This window comes from Ruegeria sp. AH12, assembly GCF_056541465.1.
On record NZ_JBQFYL010000017.1, the window covers coordinates 48,066 to 66,963 of the forward strand.

General features: G+C 57.3%; 27 protein-coding genes. 18 read left to right on the forward strand and 9 right to left on the reverse strand.

Annotated features, from left to right (window positions below; translation table 11 throughout):
- Genes fmt through ACR0EL_RS18795 form a run of 3 tightly spaced genes read left to right on the forward strand, consistent with a single transcriptional unit; the run spans position 1 to position 1,397 of the window.
- Positions 1 to 915, forward strand: a complete 915-nt coding sequence (fmt, locus tag ACR0EL_RS18785; RefSeq protein ID WP_480501567.1) for a methionyl-tRNA formyltransferase — start codon at positions 1 to 3, stop codon at positions 913 to 915.
- A gap of 7 nt (positions 916 to 922) precedes the next feature.
- On the forward strand, positions 923 to 1,159 hold the full coding sequence (locus tag ACR0EL_RS18790) for a hypothetical protein (RefSeq protein ID WP_480501568.1): 237 nt from the start codon (positions 923 to 925) through the stop codon (positions 1,157 to 1,159).
- 1 nt (position 1,160) lies between these two features.
- The gene (locus ACR0EL_RS18795; RefSeq protein WP_170531376.1) at positions 1,161 to 1,397 is read left to right on the forward strand and encodes a GlsB/YeaQ/YmgE family stress response membrane protein; all 237 of its coding nucleotides are present in this window, start codon (positions 1,161 to 1,163) and stop codon (positions 1,395 to 1,397) included.
- A gap of 46 nt (positions 1,398 to 1,443) precedes the next feature.
- Here ACR0EL_RS18795 and ACR0EL_RS18800 read toward each other — a convergent pair whose 3' ends face one another.
- The 7 genes from ACR0EL_RS18800 to ACR0EL_RS18830 form a co-directional block, all read right to left on the reverse strand.
- A complete protein-coding gene (locus ACR0EL_RS18800) occupies positions 1,444 to 2,040 on the reverse strand; it encodes a COG3904 family protein (protein ID WP_480501569.1) in 597 nt (198 codons plus the stop codon).
- Positions 2,041 to 2,105: 65 nt separating this feature from the next.
- Complete coding sequence (locus ACR0EL_RS18805) at positions 2,106 to 2,729, reverse strand: trimeric intracellular cation channel family protein (RefSeq protein ID WP_353013348.1); 624 nt, start codon at positions 2,727 to 2,729, stop codon at positions 2,106 to 2,108.
- Positions 2,726 to 3,193, reverse strand: coding sequence for a ribonuclease HI (rnhA, locus tag ACR0EL_RS18810; protein WP_480501570.1), 468 nt, complete (start codon positions 3,191 to 3,193; stop codon positions 2,726 to 2,728). Before rnhA ends, ACR0EL_RS18805 begins: the two co-directional genes overlap by 4 nt.
- The gene (locus ACR0EL_RS18815) at positions 3,186 to 3,779 is read right to left on the reverse strand and encodes a class I SAM-dependent methyltransferase (protein WP_480501571.1); all 594 of its coding nucleotides are present in this window, start codon (positions 3,777 to 3,779) and stop codon (positions 3,186 to 3,188) included. The genes rnhA and ACR0EL_RS18815 overlap by 8 nt, the downstream gene beginning before the upstream one ends.
- Positions 3,776 to 4,228 (reverse strand): DUF3429 domain-containing protein, encoded by a 453-nt coding sequence (locus tag ACR0EL_RS18820; protein ID WP_353013353.1) that lies wholly within the window; start codon positions 4,226 to 4,228, stop codon positions 3,776 to 3,778. Before ACR0EL_RS18820 ends, ACR0EL_RS18815 begins: the two co-directional genes overlap by 4 nt.
- Entirely contained in the window at positions 4,225 to 5,175 is a 951-nt protein-coding gene (gene ispH, locus ACR0EL_RS18825) for a 4-hydroxy-3-methylbut-2-enyl diphosphate reductase (RefSeq protein ID WP_480501572.1), read from the reverse strand. The genes ACR0EL_RS18820 and ispH overlap by 4 nt, the downstream gene beginning before the upstream one ends.
- A gap of 190 nt (positions 5,176 to 5,365) precedes the next feature.
- Positions 5,366 to 5,941 (reverse strand): LabA-like NYN domain-containing protein, encoded by a 576-nt coding sequence (locus ACR0EL_RS18830; protein ID WP_480501573.1) that lies wholly within the window; start codon positions 5,939 to 5,941, stop codon positions 5,366 to 5,368.
- A 137-nt stretch (positions 5,942 to 6,078) separates the two neighbouring features.
- Between ACR0EL_RS18830 and folK the strand changes: the two genes are divergently transcribed.
- The 13 genes from folK to ACR0EL_RS18895 all read left to right on the forward strand — a co-directional run bounded on the left by folK (position 6,079) and on the right by ACR0EL_RS18895 (position 15,738).
- A complete protein-coding gene (folK, locus tag ACR0EL_RS18835) occupies positions 6,079 to 6,648 on the forward strand; it encodes a 2-amino-4-hydroxy-6-hydroxymethyldihydropteridine diphosphokinase (protein WP_480501574.1) in 570 nt (189 codons plus the stop codon).
- 94 nt (positions 6,649 to 6,742) lie between these two features.
- Positions 6,743 to 7,096 carry a DNA-directed RNA polymerase subunit omega gene (gene rpoZ, locus ACR0EL_RS18840; protein ID WP_142639234.1) on the forward strand — a complete coding sequence of 118 codons (354 nt, stop codon included), beginning with the start codon at positions 6,743 to 6,745 and terminating at the stop codon, positions 7,094 to 7,096.
- A gap of 25 nt (positions 7,097 to 7,121) precedes the next feature.
- Entirely contained in the window at positions 7,122 to 9,254 is a 2,133-nt protein-coding gene (locus ACR0EL_RS18845; protein ID WP_480501575.1) for a RelA/SpoT family protein, read from the forward strand.
- Between the two features lie 16 nt (positions 9,255 to 9,270).
- Complete coding sequence (locus tag ACR0EL_RS18850; RefSeq protein WP_480501576.1) at positions 9,271 to 9,912, forward strand: DUF2062 domain-containing protein; 642 nt, start codon at positions 9,271 to 9,273, stop codon at positions 9,910 to 9,912.
- Positions 9,913 to 9,961: 49 nt separating this feature from the next.
- Entirely contained in the window at positions 9,962 to 10,708 is a 747-nt protein-coding gene (locus ACR0EL_RS18855; RefSeq protein ID WP_480501577.1) for a pyridoxine 5'-phosphate synthase, read from the forward strand.
- Positions 10,705 to 11,328 carry a LysE family translocator gene (locus tag ACR0EL_RS18860; RefSeq protein WP_480501578.1) on the forward strand — a complete coding sequence of 208 codons (624 nt, stop codon included), beginning with the start codon at positions 10,705 to 10,707 and terminating at the stop codon, positions 11,326 to 11,328. Before ACR0EL_RS18855 ends, ACR0EL_RS18860 begins: the two co-directional genes overlap by 4 nt.
- On the forward strand, positions 11,328 to 11,798 hold the full coding sequence (locus ACR0EL_RS18865; protein WP_480501579.1) for a hypothetical protein: 471 nt from the start codon (positions 11,328 to 11,330) through the stop codon (positions 11,796 to 11,798). Before ACR0EL_RS18860 ends, ACR0EL_RS18865 begins: the two co-directional genes overlap by 1 nt.
- 4 nt (positions 11,799 to 11,802) lie before the next feature.
- Positions 11,803 to 12,246 carry a holo-ACP synthase gene (gene acpS / locus ACR0EL_RS18870; RefSeq protein ID WP_480501580.1) on the forward strand — a complete coding sequence of 148 codons (444 nt, stop codon included), beginning with the start codon at positions 11,803 to 11,805 and terminating at the stop codon, positions 12,244 to 12,246.
- Positions 12,247 to 12,277: 31 nt separating this feature from the next.
- Positions 12,278 to 13,105 carry a signal peptidase I gene (gene lepB / locus ACR0EL_RS18875; protein ID WP_480501581.1) on the forward strand — a complete coding sequence of 276 codons (828 nt, stop codon included), beginning with the start codon at positions 12,278 to 12,280 and terminating at the stop codon, positions 13,103 to 13,105.
- Positions 13,102 to 13,779, forward strand: coding sequence for a ribonuclease III (gene rnc / locus ACR0EL_RS18880; protein WP_353013375.1), 678 nt, complete (start codon positions 13,102 to 13,104; stop codon positions 13,777 to 13,779). Before lepB ends, rnc begins: the two co-directional genes overlap by 4 nt.
- 22 nt (positions 13,780 to 13,801) lie before the next feature.
- The gene (locus ACR0EL_RS18885) at positions 13,802 to 14,320 is read left to right on the forward strand and encodes a GNAT family N-acetyltransferase (protein WP_480501582.1); all 519 of its coding nucleotides are present in this window, start codon (positions 13,802 to 13,804) and stop codon (positions 14,318 to 14,320) included.
- 183 nt (positions 14,321 to 14,503) lie between these two features.
- Positions 14,504 to 15,412 carry a GTPase Era gene (gene era, locus ACR0EL_RS18890; RefSeq protein WP_480501583.1) on the forward strand — a complete coding sequence of 303 codons (909 nt, stop codon included), beginning with the start codon at positions 14,504 to 14,506 and terminating at the stop codon, positions 15,410 to 15,412.
- The gene (locus tag ACR0EL_RS18895; protein WP_480501584.1) at positions 15,409 to 15,738 is read left to right on the forward strand and encodes a DUF1491 family protein; all 330 of its coding nucleotides are present in this window, start codon (positions 15,409 to 15,411) and stop codon (positions 15,736 to 15,738) included. Before era ends, ACR0EL_RS18895 begins: the two co-directional genes overlap by 4 nt.
- A gap of 49 nt (positions 15,739 to 15,787) precedes the next feature.
- On the opposite strand, the gene ACR0EL_RS18900 is transcribed toward ACR0EL_RS18895, so the two are convergent.
- Complete coding sequence (locus tag ACR0EL_RS18900; RefSeq protein WP_480501585.1) at positions 15,788 to 16,177, reverse strand: VOC family protein; 390 nt, start codon at positions 16,175 to 16,177, stop codon at positions 15,788 to 15,790.
- Between the two features lie 166 nt (positions 16,178 to 16,343).
- Between ACR0EL_RS18900 and recO the strand changes: the two genes are divergently transcribed.
- Positions 16,344 to 17,069, forward strand: coding sequence for a DNA repair protein RecO (gene recO, locus ACR0EL_RS18905; protein ID WP_480501586.1), 726 nt, complete (start codon positions 16,344 to 16,346; stop codon positions 17,067 to 17,069).
- Here recO and ACR0EL_RS18910 read toward each other — a convergent pair.
- On the reverse strand, positions 17,053 to 17,445 hold the full coding sequence (locus tag ACR0EL_RS18910; RefSeq protein WP_480501587.1) for an META domain-containing protein: 393 nt from the start codon (positions 17,443 to 17,445) through the stop codon (positions 17,053 to 17,055). The two genes, recO and ACR0EL_RS18910, sit on opposite strands and share 17 nt — an antisense overlap.
- Before the next feature lie 218 nt (positions 17,446 to 17,663).
- Between ACR0EL_RS18910 and ACR0EL_RS18915 the strand changes: the two genes are divergently transcribed.
- The gene (locus ACR0EL_RS18915) at positions 17,664 to 18,896 is read left to right on the forward strand and encodes a hypothetical protein (RefSeq protein ID WP_480501588.1); all 1,233 of its coding nucleotides are present in this window, start codon (positions 17,664 to 17,666) and stop codon (positions 18,894 to 18,896) included.
- The last annotated feature ends 2 nt before the right edge of the window (positions 18,897 to 18,898 follow it).

Genomic DNA, 18,898 nt, shown 5'->3' on the forward strand with positions numbered 1-18,898 from the left:
ATGCGCGTTATCTTCATGGGTACGCCTGATTTCTCGGTCCCGGTACTGGATGCGCTGGTCGAGGCCGGGCATGAGATTGCCGCCGTTTATTGCCAGCCGCCACGTCCGGCGGGCCGCGGCAAGAAAGATCGCCCGACGCCAGTTCATGCACGCGCTGAGGCGCTGGGCCTGATGGTACGTCATCCGGTGTCGCTGAAATCAGCGGAAGAACAGGCCGCCTTCGCTGCGTTGAACGCCGATGTGGCGGTTGTGGTCGCTTATGGTCTGATCCTTCCACAGGCAATTCTGGATGCACCTGAACAGGGCTGCTTGAACATCCATGCCAGCCTATTGCCGCGCTGGCGCGGGGCGGCCCCGATACATCGTGCGATTATTGCAGGGGATGCAGAAACCGGCGTCTGTATCATGCAGATGGAGGCTGGCTTGGATACTGGTCCCGTCCTGTTGCGCCAAGCCACACCGATACAGACCGAAGAGACAACGGCCCAACTGCACGACCGCCTGTCATTCATGGGTGCGGCGCTGATCGTTGAGGCGCTGAACCGTCTGTCTGATCTGACGCCCGAGCCGCAAGCCGATGAAGGCGTCACTTATGCCTCGAAGGTCGACAAGGCCGAGGCTCGGATCGATTGGATGCGCAGCGCTGCTGAGGTTGATCGCCAGATACGCGGCCTGTCGCCATTTCCCGGTGCCTGGACCAAGATCGATGGAGAGCGGATCAAGATGCTGGCCTCACGTTTGGCAGAGGGGCAGGGCGCGCCCGGTGAAGTTTTGAACGATGATCTGCAGGTGGCCTGCGGGCAGGGCGCGGTCGAACTGCTGCGCTTGCAAAGGGCAGGCAAAGGTGCGCAGGATCGGGAAACCTTCCTGCGGGGCTGGCCGATCCCACCCGGCACACGATTGGTATCGGAGTAGCGCATACATGTTCATGGTCTTGATGGGTACTGTGGTGATCGCCGGGATCGTTGGATACCTGTCCGAGAAAACCGGCTTCACTCACAATGGCTATTTGCAATCTATCATCATCTGCGTAGGCGGGGCGTTTCTGTTCTACTTTGTGCGCATCATGTTCGGCATCAGCTTTGGCCCTCCGGGGTTGGATGCGGTTTTGTCCTCTGTCGGGGCGCTGATCATCGTGCCAACCCATTGGAGGAAGTGACATGCCCGTTATCGCCCTGATCATCATCGGAGCCGCTGCGGGCTTTCTAGCGACCCGTTTGATGCGGATCGAATCCGATATCCCGACGACGATGTTGATTGGCATTGTAGGGGCGCTGGTTGGCGGCTTCCTGCTGCGGGCCCTGGCGACGATGATGGGCTGGCTATCTGGATTTGTGGGGGCTGTGCTGGGGGCGTTGCTGGTGATCTGGATTTGGCAGGCAATTCGTCGTCGATAGCAAGCTTCGTTAGCCCTGAGTCGTCTGAGCAAATGCTATGCGCGTCTTAGCGCTCGTCGCACACCGTTGCTGAGCCCAGACGTGGTGCGGCGCGATCGGTCATGTCGAACCGGTTCGCCTCGGCCGCGGTCATCCAGTGCATGTCGTCTGCCGGGGCAGCTTCGAGCGTGAACCAGTAGAATTCTTCGTCCACGCCAATATCTTCGAAGTAATCGAGATAGCGGTCATGTTCGGGGTCGTCCTCTGGCAATTCTGTCGCAACCAGTCCCCCACCGCCCCAGCTGTGGACACCGACGCACGCGCCGGGTTGCAGAACACGGGTGTTCCCGGCCAGAAAAAGATCGGTCCCGCCCGATGCGACCAACCCGTCAGAGGGCACTACCGTAGTCATCCCGTTCTCATGAACAACGCGGCTGAAGATGACATTCGCATCGTCATCGACCGATCCTTCGATTTGCTGCAATACCAGCGTTTTGGCTTGAGGGTTCTGCGCAATCACCTCTTCAAACGCATCCAGCGTTGTGTGGTCAATGGTGCCGGTCGCAATGATCTGATCCCCTTGGGCGACAAAGCTGACAGGCGTGTATTGCTCGGCGCAGGCGGTCAGGACGGTTAAACCCGTCAAAATCGCATATACTTTCATCAGTTTTTGATCTCCAAAGCTTAGCAGACTGCAAACAGCCAACAGGTGGTGCGCCAGTGTCAAGCTTATTGTCGCGGTGGTCGGGCCTTGTAAACCGGCAATTGCCAGCCAAACAGCAAAGAGCCAGCTCTGAGAACCCAGCAAACAAGAGCACATAACCCAAGAGCCAGCAGGCCCTCTAGCCCGAACTTGGTGGCCAAAACCGCGCTTAACGCTCCTGCTAAGGCGCAGGAGACATATAGCTCACCCTGTTTCAGCACCAGAGGCACCTCATTGCAAACCACATCGCGCATCAGGCCGCCCAGACATCCGGTTGTAACACCCATTAACACCACGATGATCCCGGATTGGCCCAGTGACAGCGCGGCGCCTGTTCCGGCAGCAACAGCGATGGATAGGGCGAAACTGTCAAGCCAGACCAGCCAGTTATATCTGCTCTCAACCAGATGAGCGGTGAAGAACACCAGAACGGCGGCGCTGACTGCGATCAGGATGTAATCGGGCTGGCCGACCCAAAACACAGGGTGACGATCCAGCAACAGGTCCCGAACGGTGCCGCCGCCCACTGCTGTCAGGCAGGCCATGAATGCAAACCCCACAAGGTCAAGCTGCGCCCGGCTCGCAACAAGCGCGCCGGTCAATGCAAAGACTAAGACCGAGGCATAGTCGAGCAGTGCAAGCCCGTTCACGCCTGCGCCTTTTTGGGTTTGAACGGGGCCATGCCGGCGCGGGCCAGTTCATCGGCTTTTTCATTTTCGGGATGGCCAGCATGGCCTTTGACCCATTCCCAGGTCACATCATGGCGTTCTTGCGCGGTATCCAGACGTTGCCACAGGTCCACGTTTTTGACGGGCTTTTTGTTCGACGTTTTCCAACCGTTCCGCTTCCACCCGAAAATCCAACCGGTGACGCCGTTTTTGACATAGGCGCTGTCGGTCACGATGGTGATACGGGATGCGCGCTCTAGCGTTTCCAAGGCGCTGATTGCGGCCAGCAATTCCATTCGGTTGTTCGTGGTCTCGGCTTCACCGCCGTTTAACTCACGCTCTTTCAGGACCTTCTCACCCTCCATCGCGCGCAGCAGCACGCCCCAACCACCGGGGCCGGGATTGCCAGAGCAGGCCCCGTCGGTATAGGCGAACAGGTCAGGCATGGGCGGCCAGCGCGATGTATTCCGAGACCGAGCCGTCAAGGCCAGTACCGCTGCCTCGTCTTCGGCTTGTGATGGTGAAGCCCGCATCTTCCAGATAAGTCTTCAATTCGTCCTCGGAGTAGTAACTATAAAAGCGACCCAAACGGTCGGGCCCGTCGCCTTCGCCCAGTTTCATGGCGATAAAGAACGCACCACCGGGTTTCAGTGCGCGGTGAATGGCGCTCAGGTGTTTGGGAAATTCTGCCCGCGTGGCGTGCAGCAGGCTAAAATTGGCCCAGATGCCGTCATAGATGCCTTTGACCGTAAGATCAGAAAATGTGGCTTGCCGGGCCGAAACACCGGAATGTTCTGAGGCCAGTTTTACCATTTCTTCCGACGCATCCATTGCGTCGACTTGTAATCCTGCCTTGACCATGATTGCAGAGGATGCGCCCGGTCCACACCCGAAATCCAGCACTTTGCCACCGGCGGGCACGGCTTGAATGAACCGGCTTAGATGAGGGTCGCCCGTGTTGTCTTCATTCGTCAGCTCGGCGTAGCGCGTCGCCTGAGCGTCATATACGGATATGGTGTTGCTGTCGCTCATAGGTAAACTCCTACTGCCAGGCAAAGCAGTACAATCACGGTCAGCAGAATGCGCAGTCGCATCCACCAGTTGGGTGCCAAACCCCAGTACCAAAAGATGGCATCCAAGACCAAAAGTCCCGCAAAGCCAGCAATCAGGTTGTTGCCCGCATTCACCGGCCCGCCACCTGTCATGAAAAAGGCCCAGAGCGCGGGTAGAACCGACAGGGTATACCCCACTGTTGCTCGGCTACCTGATGCTTTGGTTGCAAAACCCCAAAGCACCCCAGACATGAAACTCAGAATGACCGAGCCGTAAAACAGTTGGATGTATGGCCCGACGAAACGCGCGCCAAACTGCCGCGAACCCCATGCGTTCAGATCACTGTTCAGATAAGTCAAAGCACCCCAGATGAACGGGATCAACCCCGCCAGACCCAAGTACAGCGCAGCCTTGGGCACGCCATTCATGCCGGCTGCCTAAGCACACGGGGCACTTTGAATTCCACGTTTTCCACGGCGTTTTCAGCCAGCTCAACTGTCACATCATACCGTTCACGGAAAGCGTCGACGACCTCGTTCACCAGTTGCTCGGGGGCCGAGGCCCCGGCTGTGATGGCCACGCTGGCAATACCCTCAAGGGCGCGCCAGTCGATATCGGGTGCGCGCTGAACCAGTTGTGCATAGCTGCATCCGGCGCGTGAGGCGACCTCGACCAGACGTTTCGAGTTTGACGAGTTCGGTGCACCGACCACCAGCAAGGCGTCTGACTTTGGGGCCACGGCTTTGACAGCTTCTTGCCGGTTTGTGGTGGCGTAGCAGATGTCTTCCTTATGCGGCCCCACGATGGCTGGAAAGCGGTCCTGCAAGGCGGCGATCACGTCTTTCGTGTCATCAATCGACAGCGTGGTCTGGGTCACAAACGCCAGCTTGTCCGGGTTCCTCACCTCGATACCGGCCACGTCTTCGAGGGTTTCGACCAGCAGCACTTCGCCTTCGGGCAATTGCCCCATCGTGCCAATCGTTTCCGGGTGTCCTTTATGGCCGATCATCACCATCTGCAGACCGGCATCGAAATGGCGTTGCGCCTCGATATGCACCTTTGACACCAGCGGGCAGGTCGCATCTACAAACAGCATCTCGCGCCTGGATGCCTCAGCCGGGACAGATTTTGGCACGCCATGAGCCGAGAAGATCACAGGGCGATCATCCGGGCATTCGTCCAACTCGGCCACGAAAACAGCACCTTTGTCGCGCAAGCCGTCGACGACGAACTTGTTGTGAACGATTTCGTGGCGCACGTAGACAGGCGCCCCCCACTTCTCCAGCGCCATTTCAACGATCTTGATGGCCCGGTCTACGCCTGCACAAAATCCGCGAGGGGCGGCCAGATACAATGTCAGCGGTGGCTTGGTCATGTCGGTGTCTCCTTACGGCACAGGTAAGTCTTTTCCCGGCATTGGTCCAGCCGCCAGATCTGTCATCCATCTGACATGAATCGGTGTTAGCCAGCCGGTGTTTGAGCACCAAGCTATAGTTAATGAAGCGCGGCCAGATCAGTGAGCCCTGGCCGCGCGACCTTCCTAGCCTTTTGGGGCTAAGCTTCGATCAGGTTCCGCTAGCGACTGCGACGCTGCGGGGTTCAACCGGCATATCGCGCGGGGGGCGCCCGATTACATCACGCAGGTCTTCCAGTTCGATGAAGTTGTCGGCCTGGCGGCGTAGCTCGTCCGAGATCATCGGCGGCTGGCTGCGGATGGTCGAGACGACCGAAACGCGCACGCCCTGTCGTTGCAGGCTGGCGATCAGCGGGCGGAAATCCCCATCGCCCGAGAACAGCACGATGTGGTCAACACGCGGTGCCAGTTCCATGGCATCGACGGTAAGTTCGATATCCATGTTTCCTTTGACCTTCCGACGCCCCATGCTGTCGGTGTATTCCTTGGCCGGCTTGGTCACCATGGTGAAGCCGTTGTAATGCAGCCAGTCTACAAGCGGACGGATCGGAGAATACTCGTCATTTTCCAGGAGCGCTGTGTAGTAGAAAGCCCGAAGTAGTTTGCCTCTGCGCATGAATTCCTGTCGCAGCAGCTTGTAGTCGATATCAAATCCAAGCGCTTTGGCGGCCGCATAAAGATTGGAGCCGTCGATGAACAGCGCTAGCCGTTCGTCTTTATAAAACATAAATAGTCCCTTCCGGTATAATACAGCGCGGTGAGTGATGTGTGAGTGGGTGTAAAAATGTCGCGCTTTGGTGCCCCTATAATTAGGGCATTTGTTGTGCATCGCAAGTATGCAGTTGGCGGAATATACGGCCTCATATGAGTGATTCTGTGCCAAAAACCATCGTTGCCTTGGGGGCAAATCTCAGTTTGGGACGAACTGAGCCGCACTTGACGTTACGGCAGGCGCTTTCTGCACTTTCTGAGAAGGGTCTGGTGATTCGTGACGTCAGCCGGTTTTTTTCCACACCTTGTTTTCCTGCAGGTGCGGGACCTGACTATGTGAATGCGGCTGCGTCGATTGAAACGACCAAAGCTCCGGAGGAGTTGTTGCAAGATTTGCATGCCGTCGAGCATGAGTTCGGTCGCGAACGCGCGCAGCGATGGGGCATGCGGACCCTTGATCTGGATCTGATCTGCTACGCGGATCAGGTATTACCAGACCGCGCCACTTTCGATCATTGGCATGATCTTGATCCGGATCTGCAGGCGCAGGCAGCCCCGGACGAACTGATCCTACCGCATCCGCGCCTTCAGGACAGGGCGTTTGTGCTGGTTCCTATGGCGGATATCGCACCGGACTGGCGGCATCCCGTGCTGAACAAGACGGTGAAGCAAATGATAGCTGCCTTACCTGCTGCAGACGTCGCTGAGGTCACGCCACTGTGATCGGTGCAGGGGCAGCATTTCTTGCTTGTCAAGGCGCACAATCGGCCTTAGATAAACCCCTTCCTGACATGGACTCAGTAACGGAGAGCGCCCAATGGCCCGCGTGACGGTTGAAGACTGCGTAGACAAGGTTCCGAACCGGTTCGAATTGGTGATGCTTGCCGCCCACCGGGCGCGCGAGATTTCTGCCGGCGGTCCGATCACCGTTGACCGTGATAACGACAAGAACCCTGTCGTGTCGCTGCGCGAGATCGCCGACGAAACCCAGAGCGCGGATGAATTGCGCGAGCGTCTGATCGAAGCCAACCAGACCCAGATCGAGGTTGACGAGCCCGAAGAAGATCAGATGGCATTGCTGATGGGTGCAGAAACGGACAAGCCAGCTGATGACGACATGTCCGAAGAAAAGCTCCTGCGTGCTCTGATGGAGGCGCAAGGCCAGGGGTAACCCCAGCGATAAAGGTGCGGACCGGATGATTTCAGCAGAAGACCTGATTGCGCTGGTCCGCAATTACAATCCCAAGACAAATGCCGAGCGCATCGAGCGGGCCTATGAGTTTGGCCAGCAGATGCATGACGGGCAGTTCCGCCATTCCGGCGAGCCTTATTTTACCCATCCCGTTGCCGTTGCCGCCATTCTGACCGAACAGCGTCTGGATGATGCGACGATCATCACGGCGCTGTTGCACGACACGATCGAAGACACCAAGGCCAGCTATGGCAAAGTGGCCGAGCTGTTCGGGGATGAGGTCGCCAAGCTGGTCGATGGCGTCACCAAGCTGACCAACCTGCAGCTGTCCAGCCGCGAGACCAAACAGGCTGAGAATTTTCGCAAGCTGTTCATGGCCATGTCCAAGGACCTGCGGGTCATCTTGGTCAAGCTCGCCGACCGCCTACACAACATGCGCACCATTAAGGCGATGCGGCCCGAAAAGCAGGTGATCAAGGCGCGCGAGACGATGGATATCTATGCGCCACTTGCAGGCCGGATGGGGATGCAATGGATGCGTGAGGAGTTGGAAGACCTCGCCTTCCGCGTTCTCAACCCCGAAGGCCGCCAGTCGATCATCCGCCGCTTTATCACCTTGCAACGCGAAACCGGCGATGTGATCCACCGGATCACCGGTGATATGCGGCATGAACTGGAAAAAGCAGAGATTGAGGCCGAGGTCTTTGGCCGTGCCAAGAAACCCTATTCAATCTGGCGCAAGATGCAGGAGAAAGACCAGGGTTTCTCGCGACTGTCCGACATCTACGGGTTCCGCATCATCACCATGACCGAGGAGGATTGCTATCGCACGCTTGGAGCAATCCATCAGCGTTGGCGAGCGGTGCCTGGGCGGTTCAAGGATTATATCAGCCAGCCGAAATCGAACGGATACCGCTCGATCCACACCACCGTGTCGGGCCGCGATGGTAAGAGGGTTGAGGTGCAGATCCGCACCCGTCAGATGCATGACGTCGCAGAAACCGGGGTCGCAGCGCATTGGTCGTATCGCGATGGCGTGCGCACGGAAAACCCGTTTGCCGTGGACCCGGCCAAGTGGATTTCGAACCTGACTGAACAGTTCGACAACGAAGAAGACCACGAAGATTTCCTCGAAGCCGTAAAGCTGGAAATGTACTCTGACCAGGTCTTCTGCTTCACGCCCAAGGGCGATGTGGTGAAACTGCCGCGCGGGGCAACACCGATTGATTTCGCCTATGCCATCCACACACGTATTGGCCACGCTTGTGTCGGAGCAAAGGTGGATGGCATTCGCGTACCGCTATGGACCCGGCTCAAGAACGGACAATCGGTGGATATCATCACCGCAGATGGACAGACGCCGCAGGTCACATGGCTTGAGATCGCGGTAACAGGCAAGGCCCGCACCGCGATCCGGCGTGCGCTGCGCGAAGTGGATCGCGAGCGCTTTATTCGATTGGGCAAAGAACTGGCGCGCTCGGGCTTTGAACATGTGGGCCGCAAGGCGACCGACAAGGCGTTGGACACTGCGGCCAAGCACTTGCGCCTGAAGGATCGAGATGAATTGCTGGCGCGATTGGGCAGTGCGGAATTGACCGCCCATGACGTGGTCGAGGCGGTTTATCCCGAACTGACCAAGGATGAGGGCGATGCGATCCCGATGCGCCGCGCGGTGATTGGCCTGGAGCCGGGGCAGAAATTCGACCGTGCACCTTGCTGCCAGCCGTTGCCCGGTGAGCGCATTGTTGGCATCACATATCGCGGTAAAGGCGTTGAGGTGCACGCAATCGATTGCAATCGATTGTCAGAATTCGAAAGCGAGCCAGAGCGCTGGGTCGATCTGCATTGGCATTCCGGCACTCACCCCGCCGCCTATGGCGCGACACTTGATTTGACCATTGGCAATGACGCCGGGGTGCTGGGGCGCATTTGCACATTGATTGGTGAGAAAAAGGCCAATATCTCGAACCTGGAGTTTGTTGATCGGAAACCAGATTTTTACCGGTTGCTGATCAATGTTGAGTTGCGTGACCTGGAACAGTTGCATTCGCTTATGCTGATGCTTGAGGCTGAAAGCGATGTCGCCGCCGTTGAGCGGCACAGGGAACAGGCGAAACCAGTTGTGGCAGCTGGCTGAGTAGGGGTGATCAGGAGTGGTTTTCAAGCGCCGAGATCGACGCTCGCCTGTCCAGATCGCATCGGAGTTCGTCTATCCGCGCGGTGGGTGGGCCCGGGCCTTTCACTACGTCAAACATCGGGTGCGACGTCTGCCGGATTCCCCTGATCGGATCGCGCGTGGCATCGGCGCCGGAGTTTTTGCAGCCTTTACGCCGTTTTACGGGATGCACTTCGTTGTTGCCGCGCTTTGTGCACGCCTGATCAACGGCAATATCCTTGCGGCGCTCAGCGGGACGTTCTTTGGTAATCCCCTGACTTATGTCCCGATTGGTGTGATCTGCCTGCAAACGGGTCATTTCATTCTGGGCACAGAGTTCGACAAGAGTGTTGAGCGCGGGTTGATGGGTAAGTTCGCCAGCGCGTTGGGCGATCTCAAAAACAACTTTCTGTCGATATTCACTGACCGTGTCGCGGACTGGCACGGGCTTGGCGTGTTTTATTACGAGGTGTTTTACCCCTACCTCGTTGGGGGCATTCTGCCCGGCCTTTTGGCCGGAGCTATATGCCACTACCTCAGCCTGCCGCTGATCCGCACGTATCAGCAACGCCGCCGCGACAAGATCAAGGCGAAATTCGACGAAATCAGACGACGGGCGGAAGAATCCACTGACGCTTAGACAACAAAGCCTCTAGGTTCAGGCCAAACACTGCAAAAGGAATCGAACGATGTCTGACAACCAATTGCGCCTGGGTGTAAACATCGACCACGTCGCCACCGTACGTAATGCGCGTGGCGGTGCCTACCCGGATCCTCTGCGGGCTGCCAAGCTGGCCGAAGAGGCGGGGGCCGATGGCATCACCGCCCATTTGCGCGAAGATCGTCGCCATATCTCTGACGCCGATATCGACGGGCTGATGGAGGTTCTGTCGGTTCCCTTGAACTTCGAAATGGCCGCAACGGAAGAGATGCAGAAAATCGCCCTGCGCCACAAACCGCATGCTGTGTGTATCGTTCCCGAAAAGCGCGAGGAACGCACCACCGAAGGCGGGCTTGAAGTTGCGCGCGAGGAAAACAAGCTGGCACATTTCATTGCGCCGTTGCGCGACGTGGGTTGCCGCGTGTCGATCTTCATTGCTGCAGATCAACGTCAGATCGAAGCCGCGCATCGCATTGGGGCCGAGGTCATCGAGTTGCACACCGGTGCCTATTGCGATGCCCATGCCGAAGGCCTCGTGGAGGAAGCCGCCCGCGAGCTTGAGGCGCTGCGCACAATGTCGAGCTTTGCCCATTCTCTGGGGCTTGAGGTACATGCCGGCCACGGGCTGACCTATGATACGGTTCAACCAGTCGCTGCGTTCCCCGAGGTGAAAGAGCTGAATATCGGTCACTTCCTGATTGGCGAGTCGATCTTTCTGGGGCTCACGCCTGCAATCCAGGAAATGCGTCGTCTGATGGATGAGGCGCGCGCGTGATCACATACGGCTTCATTGCGATCTGGTTTGCCTGGATCATGGCCGGGGGCTCTCCGGGGCCTGCAACCATGGGCATCGCAGGAACCGCTATGAATGAAGGCCGCCGCGCCGGTTTGGCCTTCGCGCTGGGCATTTGTGCAGGTTCTGCAGCCTGGGGTATAGCCGCTGCACTAGGCCTGTCGGCGATCATGCTGGCCAATGTGTGGGTTTTTGAGATCATCCGATATGTAGGCGTGGCCTATCTGGGCTGGCTTGCCCTCAAGGCCTTGCGCCGGGCGATGACTGCGGACGAGGTTGCTTTGGGTCAACCTGTCACAGGTTCTCTGCCGACAATCTTTGCCAAGGGCGCTGCGATCCACCTAACCAATCCCAAGGCAATCCTCAGCTGGGGTTCGATCTACGCCATCGTCGCGCCGCACGATGCCAGCTTGCTGATGTTGCTTGGGTATTTCGCGCTGCTCTATGTCGGGTCGTTGCTGATCTTTATCGGCTATGCCTTCCTGTTTTCTTCGGAGCGCATGGTCCAAGGTTACCGTCGCGCCCGCCGCTGGTTTGACCTGGCATTTGCCGGCTTCTTCGGGCTGGCGAGTTACAAGATCCTGACGGTGCGGTTGGGGTGATGAACCTTTGGGCATCCGATCAGAAAACCTTGGTGTTTAACCGGGTTGGATACCTTGCGTTGTTCATAGTTTTTCTTATGTCGTCGGCAAATGCAGACTTTGCTCAAGAAAAACTGGGCCTAGAGGGAATGTTTTTCTTTCCGCTCGATATTCTAGTTATCCCGGTTGCTATGACATCGTTGGTTCAGACCCTTCCATTTTCAAAGCGGCTTAGTGATGTGACCCCAAACGCTACCTTATGGTACAACGCCACCTACATGGTTGCTCTGTCGGTGTCGGTTTTGTGGGTGGCTCAACTCTCAGTATTGGTTTACGGATTTAGGTATTGGCACAGAGTTGACTTCTGGGAAGTCATCTTGAGAAACGTCATTTTGCTTTTCTGGGCAGTGGTTGCCATAGCTGTTTGCCGTGCTGTGTTAGGGCAAGTAATACAAATAAAACAAACGCACTTCGGCAAAAAAAGTAGCTAAGAAAATGATCCTCGGCATCGGCACAGATCTCGCGAATATCGACCGCATACAAGGCACGCTGGATCGCTTTGGCGACCGGTTCCGCAACCGTGTCTTCACCGAGACCGAGCAGCGTAAGGCCGAACGCCGTGCTGACACCGCTGGCACCTATGCCAAACGTTGGGCCGCGAAAGAGGCGTGTTCCAAGGCGTTGGGCACCGGTCTGCGCATGGGCATCTCGTGGAAAGATATGGCGGTCACCAACCTTAAAACCGGTCAACCCGTGATGCATGTCACCGGTTGGGCGGCCGAACGGCTCAAGGAAATGACGCCCGAGGGGCATGAGGCGATCATCCACGTCACCCTGACCGATGATCACCCCTGGGCGCAGGCTTTTGTGGTGATCGAGGCCAGACCCATTGCTGACACGGCTGCGGCCTTGACTTGGCCCCAGTCGCCCCGCATGTAGCATCCCAACAACGCAATGACCGGAGAGCAGTATGGCCGAGGACGCCAAAACAGGTAACCCTGTGTGGGAGACGATCAAAACCATCGTCTATGCCCTTTTGATCGCGGGCGTTTTCCGCACCCTGTTCTTTCAGCCGTTCTGGATTCCCTCCGGCTCGATGAAGCAGACCCTGCTGATTGGCGACTTTCTGTTCGTGAACAAGATGGCCTATGGCTACTCTTATTCATCCTGCCCCAGCCTGACCTTTTTGAATATCGATGCCGAAGATATCTGTGGCTGGCTGCCCGGCGATGACAACACGCGTATCTGGGGCGGCGAGCCCGAGCGCGGTGATGTCATCGTGTTCCGACATCCGGTTACGGGGCGGGACTATATCAAACGTCTGATCGGATTGCCGGGGGACCGTATCCAGGTGCGCGAAGGCCAGATCATTCTAAACGGCACACCGGTGCCGCAGCAGCCCGATGGCGTGTTCACCGAAATCGCTGAACCCCAGGGGCCGCAACGCCTGCGCCCGCGCTGTGAAAACGGCCCTGTCGGCATTGGTGGTACTTGCGAAAAGTCACGCTTGATTGAAACGCTGCCTAATGGCGTGTCCTATGATGTACTGAACATCGGCAATCAAGGGTCGGATAACACCGGCATCTACACCGTGCCAGAAGGCAACTACTTCTTCATGGGCGACAACCGCGACAACTCCGCTGACAGCCGTCTGCCGCAATCTGCCGGTGGCGTTGGCTATGTCCCCTACGAAAACCTGATTGGCCGCGCTGATCGGATCATGTTCTCATCCGCCGGACGGTCCATGTTGTTCTTCTGGACCTGGCGTGGGGATCGGTTCTTTAAGGCGGTGAATTGAAGCTTTCATCCGAGATAAAAGCATTTCAGCAGCGTTTGGGATACGAATTCACCAATCCTGAACTGCTGGTGCGCGCATTGACCCATGGATCAGTGTCTTCGGCCACGCGGCCCGATAACCAGCGATTGGAGTTTCTGGGGGACCGTGTGTTGGGGTTGGTTATGGCGACTGCCCTACTAGAGGCGGACAAGAAAGCCACCGAAGGCCAGTTGGCGCCGCGCTTCAACGCGTTGGTCCGCAAAGAGGCCTGTGCCGATGTCGCTCGCCAAATTGATCTGGGGGCCGTCCTGAAATTGGGCCGGTCCGAGATGCTGTCGGGTGGTCGCCGCAAACAGGCACTGCTTGGCGATGCGATGGAGGCGGTCATCGCGGCCATCTATCGTGATGCTGGTTTTGAGGCGGCGCGAGATGTCATCATAGCCCTATGGGGCGAGCGCATTCATAAGGTTGAAGCCGACGCCCGTGATGCCAAAACTGCGCTGCAGGAATGGGCGCAAGCCCGCGGTCAGAAACCTCCGGCTTATGTCGAGGTCAAACGCACCGGCCCCGACCACGCCCCCATCTTCACCATCGCTGCCCGTCTGCAGGACGGCACTGAGGCGCAGGCGACCGCAGGCTCCAAACGCCAGGCCGAGCAGGCTGCTGCGAAATCTCTGTTGGGTCAGTTGAGTTGAGCTGTTTTGTCGAACTCGGAACATGAAGATCAGACCCGCACAGAAAGCGGACGCTGCCAGCCTTGCGGCATTGTCGATTGAGGTCTGGATCAGTACCTACCTGCGGCATGGCGTAAACGCATTCTTCGCCGAGTTTGTTCTGTCCGAATTCGCGGCCGCCCGGTTCGAGGCTCTGCTTGAAGAGGGGGATGATATGCTGATGGTCTCTGAAAACAGCGACGGGATCGACGGCTATATTCGGCTAGCAGAGAAACGCGTTGCACCTGTTGACGGGCTTTCCGATCTTGAGGTCCTGACGTTTTACGTCCAACCCCGCCATCACGGCAAAGGCATAGGTTCCGCATTGTTAGATGTTGCTATCGAATATGCTCGGGATCTAGGCCGGAATGGGATCTGGCTGACAACCAATTCCGAGAACAAACCCGCAATTGATTTCTACCTGTCCAAAGGCTTCCGGCAGGTTGGCGTCACGGATTTCCGTATTAAGGATCAAGCCTACCCGAACCATGTGTTGGCTTTAACGATACAAGGGCAAGCTTAAAATCAATCTGCTGGATAAAGCCGCTTAGCCCGGTCTTCCAATGCTTGATGGCATGACACTGAAGCGTCCGGCTTCCCGAATGCTCCAGAATTACGCGACCCGTTCGGAACGCAACAAATCCCTCTGGCCCGCAGCGCCATTCTGCTATAGGGGTGCGCACTTGCAAACAGGATCGCAGTACACATGACGACACGCGCCGGATTTATCGCCCTGATCGGAGAGCCAAATGCAGGCAAATCCACCCTTCTGAATCGAATGGTTGGGGCCAAGGTCTCGATCGTGACGCATAAGGTGCAGACCACACGCGCGCGCATTCGCGGTGTAGCGATGGAGGGCGACGCGCAATTGGTTTTTGTCGATACGCCCGGCCTCTTCAAACCCCGCCGCCGCCTGGATCGCGCCATGGTCGCCGCCGCTTGGGGCGGCGCTGCGGATGCGGATGTGGTTGTCCTGATGATCGAGGCCCATCGCGGCATCACCGAAGGCGTCGAACGCATCCTTGAAGGTCTGGAAGAGATTGGCCAAGGCCGCACCATTGCTCTGGCCATCAACAAGATCGACAAGGTGCCGTCTGAGAAGCTGCTGGCACTGACCAGCGATCTGAATGCACGCTATCCCTTTGCCGAGACGTTCATGATCTCGGCCGAAAAGGGTCACGGCGTCGATGATCTGCGGAAATGGCTGGCTTCGGAATTGCCCGAAGGCCCGCGGCTCTACCCCGAAGATCAGATCGCAGACCTGCCCATGCGCATGATCGCAGCAGAAATGACGCGCGAGAAACTGACCCTGCGCCTACACCAGGAGCTGCCCTATCAGCTGACGGTCGAGACCGAAAACTGGGAAGAGCGCAAGGATGGCTCGGCCAAGATCGATCAGGTCATCTATGTCATGCGCGACGGCCATAAGGGCATCGTGCTGGGCAAACGCGGTGAAACGATCAAAGCCGTCAGCCAGGCCGCACGGGCCGAGTTGGAAGAGTTCCTCGACCGCAAGATCCACCTGTTCCTGCAGGTCAAGGTCCGGCCCAATTGGTTGGAAGAATCCGAGCGCTATTCGGAGATGGGTCTGGACTTCAAAGACGGTAACGCATGACTCGCCTGACGGCCGAATTTTGGGTGCATGCCTATCTGGCGCGTTTGCGATTGCAGGATATCCCGGCATTTGTTGTGGCCCATGGGGACAACACGGCAGGCGCGGTGCTGGTCAAGATGAACACGCTCGACGGTCAGGCCATCGCCTATCAACGCAGCTTTGACCTTATAAGCGGTGAACGGAAATGGATTGAGCTATCCTCAGGGCCCGAAGGCGATGTGGACGCCACCCTCACCAAACAACGCAGCTTCGACCCCGATCTTTGGGTGATCGAGGTCGAGGATAGGCAAGGGCGACATCTGTTAGGGGAAGAGGGGTTGGAATAAAAACTCAAGCGAGTTCGGTATCCCGACCTTTGCCAGAACATAAACGCGTTCAGTCTGAGTCTGCAAAATAGACAAAGCTCATCTTGTTGCCGTCCAGATCGCGGGCATATGCGCCAAAAAAGTCCGGGCCATACTGCGGGCGCGGTCCCGGGTCGCCTTCGTTGGTGCCGCCATTGGCCATCGCGATCGCATGGACTTCGCGCACTTCATCTTCGCTTTCGCACATCAGGCCAACCATGTTGCCGTTGCCCGGTGTTGCAGTCTTTTGATCATGTGGCAGCGAAACCCATATTCGTCCGCCGTCGCGCAGTTGGTAGCAGACAGCGTATGGCATGTATTCAGCTACGACTTTGCCACCAATTCCAGCCATTGTTGTGTCGTAAAATTTGCGGGCTTTGGCAACGTCGTTTGAGCCGATCATTACGTAGTTAAGAGACATGGATTGAATTCCTTTCTAAGAACATTGGGCGAACATTAGCCAGTGCGGTGATAGCGCGCAATTCGATTGTTCGACCCTGTAAATCCCCTAGGCCAGTTTCTGCCTTGTGTGTTTAGCGGGCATGAGATTTTCTGCGAATAGACAAGACAACCGAACGGACACAGCCTTGGACTGGCGCGATCACGGCATACTTCTGACTTCTCGCCGACACGGCGAAACATCTGCGATTGTCGAGGTTTTCACTGAAGCCCACGGTCGCCATGCCGGGGTTGTGCGCGGTGGGACCAGCCGGAAGATTGCGCCGATCCTACAGCCGGGCGCGCAGCTGGATGTGCTTTGGCGCGCGCGGTTGGAGGAGCATATCGGCACGTTTCAGGTTGAACCCCTGAGGTCCCGCGCGGCGGCGGCGTTTTCGGGTCGGTTGGCCTTGTCCGGCCTTAACGCGGTTGTATCGCTGCTGTCCTTCTGCCTGCCAGAGCGAGAGCCGCATCCGGCGATCTACAAGCAGACCGAACAATTGATGGACCTGTTGGGACAGGACGACATTTGGCCGCTGGCCTATCTGCGGTGGGAGTTGGCGCTGCTTGAGGAACTGGGTTTTGGTCTTGACCTGTCAGTCTGCGCCGTCACCGGCGCGACGGAGGGACTGGCCTTTGTCTCACCCAAAACGGGGCGGGCGGTCAGCACTGAGGGCGCAGGTGATTGGGCAGATCGGTTGTTGCCGTTGCCGGCGTGCTTGCGGGGCGAAGGCGACGCGCCGGATGTTGCGGTTGCAACCGGCCTACAGACCACAGGTTATTTCCTAGAAAACCGTGTCGCCCCCGCGTTGGGCCATACACCATTGCCTCAAGCACGGGCACGGTTTGTAGATCAGGTTACTCGACGGCTTTGAACACCATCTCGTGCCCGGCTTCGTTGCGCAGGATCAGCACGTCGCCTGATACCTCGGATTGAGTCATCGCCATCAACGCGGCAAAATACGTCCCTTCCAGTTCGAGCGATGCGCAGGCTGCGCGTGTCGCGCTGAGGTTTTCAATCTCGAACCAGGGATATGGCGCGCTGATCGTCGCCTGATAGCTGTTGCAGGGGGCATTTCCGGCAATCTGCCCGTCTGCGGGAAACCGTAGCAGCGCGCTGGCCTCAAATAATTGGCCATCAATCTCCTGCAACGTCCATGTCTGGTCTGCCGCACCATAGGCAGACACGGTTTCATCCCGGTCACATTGCAAGAGCCCGATGAGCGGTAGCGCAAAGGCAAGGCGGATCATATCTGTCTCCTACGACCTCGGAACGCTTTGCCTTTAGGCGTGTCGATCCGGCATCGTCAAGCAAGTTGAAGGCTTCTGGTTGTACTCAGGCCATAGTTGACCCAAGGTCACAAATCGACATAGTGGAGCCAAGCTAAACCCGGGCCGTAGTCAGCATCACAGCTAATCCCGAAGGGCAATGCCCATTCAGCTGGTAGCGCAAAAGTAGAGTTTGCTTCATGTCACAGGTCAGCGACACCGAAACCAAAAAGCGAACGCGACCCATCGTCAAAGTCGTCATCATCCTGGTTTATCTGGTGTTTTTGTTCCTGCTCGTTGAGTTGCTGTCTTACGTCGCTGTAGTCCACTTGTTTGACAATGCGCTCGGTGGCAAGGCCGAGCGTCATCTTTACTCCTCGATCCGAGGGCATGAACTGAACCCCGACTACCAGCGTCAATTCGATACGGGCGGGCAGCGCATTCATTCGGATCAGGGGTTCCGGTATGACGCCGTCGTCGATCTGCCCAAGCCGGATAGCACCTACCGCATCTTTCTGATGGGCGGCTCCACCGCCTATGCCATCGGATCGCAAGGGCGCGTGTATCCAGATCATCCGACGCTTACCAACAGCGAAACGGTGTCTCATTTCCTTGAACAAGCACTCCGCGAGCAGCTGAAGGATGACATGCCCGGTGTGAAGATCGAGGTGATCAACGCCGGTGTTGCCGCCTATCACAGCTTTCAGCATGTGCTGTATATCTACGAGACGCTCTATGAGTACGAGCCCGACCTGATTGTTTTTCTGGACGGCCACAATGATTTCTACAATGTGGGCGTTACAAATCCGATCCAGAGCTATGGCTATTCCTCGGCTCGGATGGTGGATGCCCTAAACGACCGAGAGCCTTTCTTTGCGGCCTATGCTTTCTTACGGGCCCCGGCCGAGTATTCCTATACGTTCAAGCTGGCCTCGAAATTCACACAGGGGCTGTATCAGCGCTATGAGGCGCCCAACTACAATCTGACTGGCGACGTGACAGCGTTGGAGCGCGATTTCTCAAGCGAGCTGGCCGAAACCGCGCGTCGTGGTTTTTTGCGCAATTACAAGCTGATCGAGACTTTTGGTGCCTATCACGGGTTCTGCTACCATGTCTTCCTGCAGCCTGAGGTGGTATTCGAAAACGTCGAAAACCTAAGCGCAGCAGATCAGGAGATCGCTCAGATCACGCGCGACTGGTATGTACCCGGGCGCGAGCAGGTGATGACGCGCGCTCGGGCTGAGTTTCCGGCGCTGTTTGATCAGGCCGATATTCCCTATACCGAAATCGCTGAGATCGCAGCTCCTGAACACAAAGACAAAAGCCTGTATGTCGACTACACGCACCTGACGGCAGAAGGATCGAAACTGGTGGCGGCCCGAATGTTACCGGTGGTGATCGATACGATCACAAAATGCGAGACGGGGTCCTGATC